6 protein-coding genes and 1 pseudogene are annotated in these 7,143 nt (G+C 47.3%); 2 read left to right on the top strand and 5 right to left on the bottom strand.

Features of this window, described 5'->3' with window-relative positions; genetic code table 11:
• On the top strand, positions 1-365 hold a 365-nt coding region (locus tag PLA23_RS08640; protein WP_324474879.1), incomplete at its 5' end, for a PEGA domain-containing protein.
• A gap of 155 nt (positions 366-520) precedes the next feature.
• Complete coding sequence (locus tag PLA23_RS08635; protein ID WP_324330454.1) at positions 521-1,021, top strand: PEGA domain-containing protein; 501 nt, start codon at positions 521-523, stop codon at positions 1,019-1,021.
• Positions 1,022-1,073: 52 nt separating this feature from the next.
• Here the strand turns inward: PLA23_RS08635 and PLA23_RS08630 are convergent, their stop codons facing one another.
• The 5 genes and pseudogenes from PLA23_RS08630 to PLA23_RS08610 all read right to left on the bottom strand — a co-directional run.
• Positions 1,074-1,898 carry an SDR family oxidoreductase gene (locus PLA23_RS08630; RefSeq protein ID WP_324330455.1) on the bottom strand — a complete coding sequence of 275 codons (825 nt, stop codon included), beginning with the start codon at positions 1,896-1,898 and terminating at the stop codon, positions 1,074-1,076.
• Between the two features lie 2 nt (positions 1,899-1,900).
• On the bottom strand, positions 1,901-2,716 hold the full coding sequence (locus PLA23_RS08625; RefSeq protein ID WP_324330456.1) for an acetoacetate decarboxylase family protein: 816 nt from the start codon (positions 2,714-2,716) through the stop codon (positions 1,901-1,903).
• 305 nt (positions 2,717-3,021) lie between these two features.
• A complete protein-coding gene (locus PLA23_RS08620; RefSeq protein WP_324474878.1) occupies positions 3,022-3,870 on the bottom strand; it encodes a phosphoribosylformylglycinamidine synthase subunit PurQ in 849 nt (282 codons plus the stop codon).
• Between the two features lie 2 nt (positions 3,871-3,872).
• Entirely contained in the window at positions 3,873-6,812 is a 2,940-nt protein-coding gene (locus PLA23_RS08615) for a phosphoribosylformylglycinamidine synthase subunit PurL (protein ID WP_324474877.1), read from the bottom strand.
• 102 nt (positions 6,813-6,914) lie between these two features.
• Positions 6,915-7,143, bottom strand: a pseudogene (locus PLA23_RS08610) (hypothetical protein); the annotation flags it as partial.

The following is a 7,143-nucleotide window of genomic DNA, read 5'->3' as shown; positions in this document are numbered from 1 at the left end:
GCATACTGGGGTGTCTGGTCTCGATCGGAACGGCAGCTACAGCGTATAATTATGAAGATTATTATGGGACCTGGGGAACAAAACTGAAAAGTGACTTTAGTTTAAACTCCTCTGTCGATTCCCAGCCAAAGTATGATCCAAATACCGGATTCAGCGTGACGAGCACCCCTCCAGGAGCAGAGATATTTGTCAATGGCGAGAGTGCAGGCATTACCCGTTCATTAAAGGCAAAGGAGATCAAGGGACTTATCCCCGGTGAGTATAATGTTACCATCAGTTTTCCGGGATATCAGGACTTTGCTGCAAATTATACCGTGAATGAGGGTGAGATCACAAAGATTGATGCCGTTCTTTCTAAAATCTAAAACACTGAAACTATTCCCGTTTTCTTTTTTTTTGATTATTCTGATGATCCTGCCTGTTTGGGTGATACTGCAGTATCAATCCATACCAGGGGAAAATTCTCAAATACTTACGAGTTGGTACTACATCCATATCGACAGAGGGAGGAGTACTGCCTATGTTCAAATATGGAATATTCATATTCTGTTTCATCTGTCCCGCTCTTATACTGGTATCTGCTGCAACTGACAATGATGTGGACTGGTTTGCCTATTATCTTGATCATCATCTCGGGGCTGAACCGTTTTCCTACACCGGGCTTCATGCGCCAACATTTGATTATTCAGACTTTTTAAAGAAACCCACGATTTCAACGAATCCAGATGAATTCAGATATCCTGGAACGGATACGAACATTTCGAAATCCGTTTATTCCCAAAACACCGGGTTTATGATTACCAGTTCACCAACCGGGGCAGATGTATACCTGAATGGAGAGAACAAAGGAAAAACACGGACATTAAACTCATTAAAATTATTCGGCCTTGAGTCCGGACCATATGAAATTGTCATCGCGTATCCCGGGTATCAATCCTATTCCCAAACCTTCATGTTGGTTCATAATCAGGTTGTAAGAATTAACGCGATTTTATCTCCTGATGAAAAAAAGAATAAATAGAGGACTCTTCTCTTCTTTTCTCATTCCTTCTCTACAAGTGCATCCTCATGGATTATTTTTTAAATAAAGACTCAACCTTCTCCTCGTATTGTAACTCCGGATTGTTCTTGAAACTTTCCCTTTTCTCCTCGGCATACTTTCTCATCTCTCGTTCCATAATATCATCAAATTTGAATATTTTGGCCGTATCTTCATAGCTCTGTGGAAATATGATCGAGAGTTTCTTCTGGCTCACTCCCTCAAGGATAGGTTCAACCGCTTCCTCAGGTGGTATAGCATCTGGAGGATTATTACCCTTGAAGATGGGTGTTGCTACATTGCCAGGATATACAACCGTGAAATAGATATTCCTTGGTTCATATTCATATCGGAGTGATCTTGTCAGGCCTGCCACTGCACACTTCGTCGCCACATAAACGGGTTGAAACGGGGAATAAAAAAGTGCAGCAACCGATGAGAGGTTGATGATATGGCCGCTTCCTTGCTTTCTCATGACATTGAGGGCTGCATTAATTCCGTATACAACACCCCAGAGATTAATATCAACCATATCCTTCCATAGGTCCATAGTAACCAGTTCATAGGGAGATAAATGGCTGATACCTGCATTATTAAAGAGATAATCAAGCCGTCCGTCCTGTCTGACACAATCATTGACCATCTTCTCTACCGCTGCATTATCTCTGACATCTACCGGGGCAAATCGTGCATTCGGATATTTTCCCAGTTCTTTCTGTGCCTTTTCAACACTTGACTGTTTACTCCCGATGACATGCACGATGGCACCACGTTTGAGCAGTTCTTCGCAGAGACAATACCCGATTCCGGACGTTCCTCCGGTTACGATGATTACTTTATCTTCATATACATTCGTCATAATTACTTCTCCCAGGGCAGTGAGTATGCAAGGTCCATACGCATCCAGCTTTTTCCTCTTAAAAAATTCCCTCCAAGATATTCATAAATGGGAAGTGATGCAAGGGTGTGGATTATTGGATACTGCATTGGATGCTGCTGTGCAGTCAGCTCAGTCCATTGAACCGTTCCTGAGCATTCCGATCCTGATAAGAATTCATTGTCTACCGGATAGTAGGTTGCCTCCGAAAGGGCTGCACCTGGGAATGGTCCGACCTTTGGAATATACCGCCATCCAAACTGAATGATTCTCCCGTTATTCTCATTCATTTTTCCGAGCTCTTCCGGTGAAAAGGTTCGGTTCATCTTTAATTCCATCTCAAGAAATGTCCGCCCTTCATGGCTTGCATTGATAAAAAGCGAATCATCCAGTCTCCTGTATTCCGGAATATCAGCAAAGACCTTTGGCATTCCTGCTTCTTCTCTCCCGCCAAGAATGGGTGCTGTTTTATTTTCCCAGAGCACATGGTGGAATATTCCGTCGATGGGCTCTGATGTACCCATATATCTGACCGGCGTTGAGACCGTTATCAGTGAATACTCAGATCCGCCCATCCATTCCACAGCGTTGCATTTCTGATACCCAATCTTAATCAGCGGTTCAGAGATGTCAAATTCCTCAGGAATCAATTCCCGGAGAGGCTGCATATCTGTCCGGTACATAATACTAATCAACGTTACATCATCATACGGACATTTTCCGAGACTCGTCGGATCATATTTGATGATGTGGGCCGGCATCCGGTGGGTGAGTCCATCCTCTTTATCCTGTATTCTCATTGTTTTGCTCCTGATAGTACGAGCATAAAAAGGCTTATCATTCGAATATTATTTATAATCTCCTCAGTATATCGGGAAATCCGAAATAAAATTCAGCACATTCTTAATACCAAAAAACCCATGAATCAGGAGTGTACCGTATAATCGCTGAAGTGTTGGTGATGAGATCCGGCAGGTGGCAATGTACCATCCATTCTCGTGTTTTGTCCTGGTTGAATCATGAAATACGCGGGGTTTTTTCCAAAGAAAAGATAAAAAGGAATCGTGTTATATTCCTTGTAAGAATTGATCCTTATAAGAATTGATTATTCCCTGAAATATTCAACGATATTTCTGAATAGTTTCATATTCATTGATTCTGTCGGAATTGGCTGGTGCTGCCGTCGTAATATTTCTTTTTGTAAGGGCCAGTCGTACTCATTGACAAATTCCATTGCGCGTTCCGGGTGTGGCATCATCGCGAGGACTTTTCCGTCCGCAGAGGTAATGCCGGCAATGTCTGCAACCGAACCGTTCGGATTGTAGGGGTATTCTCCTTCAGCCGGTTTCAGATTCTCCCGGCAGTAGGTAAAGGCGATCATCTTCCTGCTCTTTAACTTCTGCAACACCTCTTTCGAACAGGAAAAATTCCCTTCTCCATGTGATACCGGGCAGACAATCCGCTCAATCCCCCGGGTCCAGAGGGTATCTGCAGCAGGTCTGATGGTTACATAGCGGCATTCAAGCACTCCTTTGCGGTTTGGCATAAGGGCGATATCCCTCTTGTATTGGTTGTCAAATGCTGGCACGAGTCCAAGATTTGCAAGGATCTGAAACCCGTTACAGATGCCAAGTACCAGATTGTCCTCCTCGAGAAATTCAGTCACATCATTCCAGAGATTGTTCCTGACCCGGTTTGCATAGGCATTTCCTGCGCCGGTATCATCCCCATAGGAGAAACCCCCTGGGAAAACCAGGAGACGATAATCGCACATCCGGTATTTTCTCTCGATGAGATCGTTGATATGGACGATATCTGCATCCATTCCGGCACGAAGCAGGGCTTGTTGTGTCTCCATCTCTGAATTGATCCCGTATCCGCTCATGATCAGTGCCTTATCTGGGATCAGATCAGTATATGTGGTCCATGCTGGCTGTGATGAGATTGGATTCATACTCAATACCCTCCGAACGGTTTGTTGTATGCTGCTTTGAGATCACTGACCGGTAGTGATATTCGCAGGGACGGGCCGGTTATCTGAAGACGCTTCCCGGTGACCCGGCCGATAAGGGTTGCGTCTGAGCCCATTGCCAGTTCAAATGACCGTTTCTTATCAGGATCAACCGTGACGATGAAGCGACCAAGGGTCTCGGAAAAGAGAAGAATATCTGGTCGTAACGTACTGGAGAGGGTGATATCCATGCCAATCTGTCCTCCGATTGCAACCTTTGCAAGAGCAATGGCAAGTCCTCCATACGTCACAGGGAAGGCAGATGCGACAAGATCATGCAGGATGGCATGGACCAGCCGGTCGTACCGGATTTTCATGGCAGCAATGTCAAGACCAGGGACTATACCTCCTTTCATGCCCTGATACGCATAATATTCAGATCCACCTGCCTCATCAGAGGTTTCCCCGATCAGATATACCAGGTCTCCCTCTATCTTCGCCTCAAGGGAGACTGCTTTTGTTACATCCGGATGAACTCCGATTGATGATATGAGGAGGGTCGGGGGGACTGATACCAGGACCGGATTGTCGTGTTCGTCAAATCCCCGAAAATCATTAAACATGCTGTCTTTTCCGGAGATGAACGGTGTTTCAAATCCGAGGGCTCCGTCATAGCATCCCCGGGCGCAAGCCTTTAGCTGGAAAAGCCGCCGGGGATCATCTGACGAACACCAGCAGAAATTATCAAGAATGGCTATTGCATCACGGGGTATTCCCAGAGCAATCAGACCACGGATGGCGGTGTCAATACAGGCTATTGCCATCCGGTACGGATCAATCTCCGAATAGGACGGGAAGATGCCCTGAGAGAGGCCGACTCCTTTCTTTGAGTCTGCAACCACTTTTGTCAAGGTTGCCATCCCCTGAACCCGTCCGACGCCCTGTACCGGTCCGAGTACATGTCCTCCCTGCACCGTATGATCATACTGGATAGAGATAAACTCCTTTGAACAGATGTTCTTTCGTGCAAGCATCTGCATAAGCGTTTCATCCAGTCGCTCCGGACAGGGGGGCAGGGGATCTGATCTGTTCGGCTCTGGTGGTTCAGATTTGAGGAATTTTACCGGAAGACCGTCATGGAGGAACGGAAGTTCGATATCCATGACCGTGGCACCATGATACTCCACCACACACCGGCCGGTATCGGTAAAGGTCCCTATCACGGTAGCTTCAACATCCCGGCTTTTCAAAAGGGCCATGAACTCATCGAGCCGTTCGGGCGGGACGGCCAGGGTCATCCGTTCCTGGGACTCGGAGATCCAGATCTCCCAGGGTGCCATCCCCGGATACTTCAGGGGGACCTTGTCAAGCCAGACATGGCATCCGTTACATTCCTTTGCCATCTCGGCGACCGAACATGAGATTCCGCCTGCACCGTTATCGGTTATGCTTGTGTACAGACCACGGTCACGGGCTTCTTTTACGATTACATCAGAGAGTTTCTTCTGGGTAATGGGATCTCCAATCTGAACCGCAGTTACCGGACTTTGGGGATCTAAGGCTTCTGATGAGAAGGTTGCACCATGTATGCCGTCTTTTCCAACCCTCCCGCCAATCATGACAATCAGGTCTCCCGGCCGTGCCCGTTTCTCATACAGGTTTCGCATCCCGTCATTTCGGGGCATAATTCCGACAGTCCCCGCAAATACCAGTGGCTTTCCAACATACCGGTCATCAAACCAGACAAATCCCTGCGGGGTCGGAATTCCCGAACAGTTCCCGCCAACACCAACCCCGGCCACTACTCCGTCAAGGATTCGGCGGGGGGGGAGGATTGGATTGGTCTTTTGTTTTCCTCTGTACAAAGCAGGGCTCTTTTCCGGGTCGCCGACACAGAACCCGTAGATGTTGATACAGGGTTTTGCACCAAGGCCAAATCCGATAGTATCACGGTTTACTCCCACAATTCCGGTAAGAGCGCCACCAAAGGGATCCAGTGCGGACGGAGAGTTATGGGTCTCAACCTTGTGGGTGACAAGATACCGGTCATCAAAGATTATCGCTCCGGAATTGTCCGAAAAGACGCTCAAACAGATGTCCCTGTCTCCTCTTTGTGCCCGGATTATGTTGGTTGCCGCCTGAATGCAGGTCTTATACAGGCCTTTTGGCATATCATCATCCATCGGTGAGGCAAAGATGGTATGTTTGCAGTGCTCACTCCAGGTCTGGGCCAGTGATTCGATCTCGACATCGGTCGGCTTTCTGTTCAGGGAATGAAAGTAATCACGAATGGTATGCAGCTGATCAAGGTCAAGGGCAAGCGGCCCTCTCCTCTTTCCGGTCTTTGGATCTCGAATGCCTTCTTTTCCTATCCTGATTAGTTCCTCGTCACTCACATCAAGATCCACCGGGTCTGCAGCAGGACGTTCGTGCAGGTGGACAACCGGGACGACAATGTCCATTCCTTTCGTGCCGTATTCTATCCGGGATTTGATGTGAACACGGTTAATGAGCGGGTTTGCAAGGGTTGCAGCAAGGGATTGTATCTGCTCTGCTAAAAGGTTCCCACAGACAAAATAGAGCTTGGATGAGTACACCGCTTCACCAGGCAAAAATGCCTGTCTGGTAAAGTCCTCGATGGTCTGTCGTGCAGTCGTGCCGACATTATCGGTAACACCTGGTAAAAACCCGACCTCGATAGCTGTATCAAAATGAGCAATCGTGGGGGTATCGACGGTATATGTCTGAACCACCGGGTTTGTGAGTTGTGCTCCTATCTGGTGCAGTTCGTCCGGAGTAAAATCGCGTGTATGCGTAGAGATGGTGTAAATGTCGATGAGATGAAGTTCTTCAATGGGAAACCCAAGAGAACGGATTCGATCGGTTCTGACCTTCAGTCTGGGATCGGTTTTATATTGGACTTCTATCCGGTGGACATATGCCATGTATACCTGGGTAGTACTTGGTTTTTATCTGTCATAAGTCTCAAGACTGACCGGTGCGGGATCTGCCGGCATCAAAAAAATTGAGTATGCCTGATTGGAACGTTATGGGCTTTCTGATTTGAGTTTCTCAATGATTCGTCTTTTTTTGGCAACAGCAGCCTGCGCAGCCCGGTCAACGTCTCTTTTCATCGCTTCAAAGTCCTGCTCCTTCTTCTCGACCAGTTTTTTCAGGGGAGTATATGCCGCCTCCCTGAACCGGGGATGAAACTCCTCCTCACTTCCGTTTCTGATGAGCACTGGTTCCGCCTTCCCATCTTCGACCCGGCCGATG

Origin of the sequence: Methanospirillum sp. (assembly GCF_035406105.1) — an archaeon.
Classification (GTDB): Archaea; Halobacteriota; Methanomicrobia; order Methanomicrobiales; family Methanospirillaceae; genus Methanospirillum.
The sequence above is the reverse complement of the archived record's forward strand: the minus strand, read 5'-3'. Positions and strand labels throughout refer to the sequence as shown.

Excerpts from the sequence above, each read along its gene's own strand:
- PLA23_RS08635 (WP_324330454.1), top strand. The coding sequence starts at position 521 with ATGTTCAAATATGGAATATTCATATTCTGTTTCATCTGTCCCGCTCTT.
- PLA23_RS08630 (WP_324330455.1), bottom strand. The coding sequence starts at position 1,898 with ATGACGAATGTATATGAAGATAAAGTAATCATCGTAACCGGAGGAACG.
- PLA23_RS08625 (WP_324330456.1), bottom strand. The coding sequence starts at position 2,716 with ATGAGAATACAGGATAAAGAGGATGGACTCACCCACCGGATGCCGGCC.
- PLA23_RS08620 (WP_324474878.1), bottom strand. The coding sequence starts at position 3,870 with ATGAATCCAATCTCATCACAGCCAGCATGGACCACATATACTGATCTG.
- PLA23_RS08615 (WP_324474877.1), bottom strand. The coding sequence starts at position 6,812 with ATGGCATATGTCCACCGGATAGAAGTCCAATATAAAACCGATCCCAGA.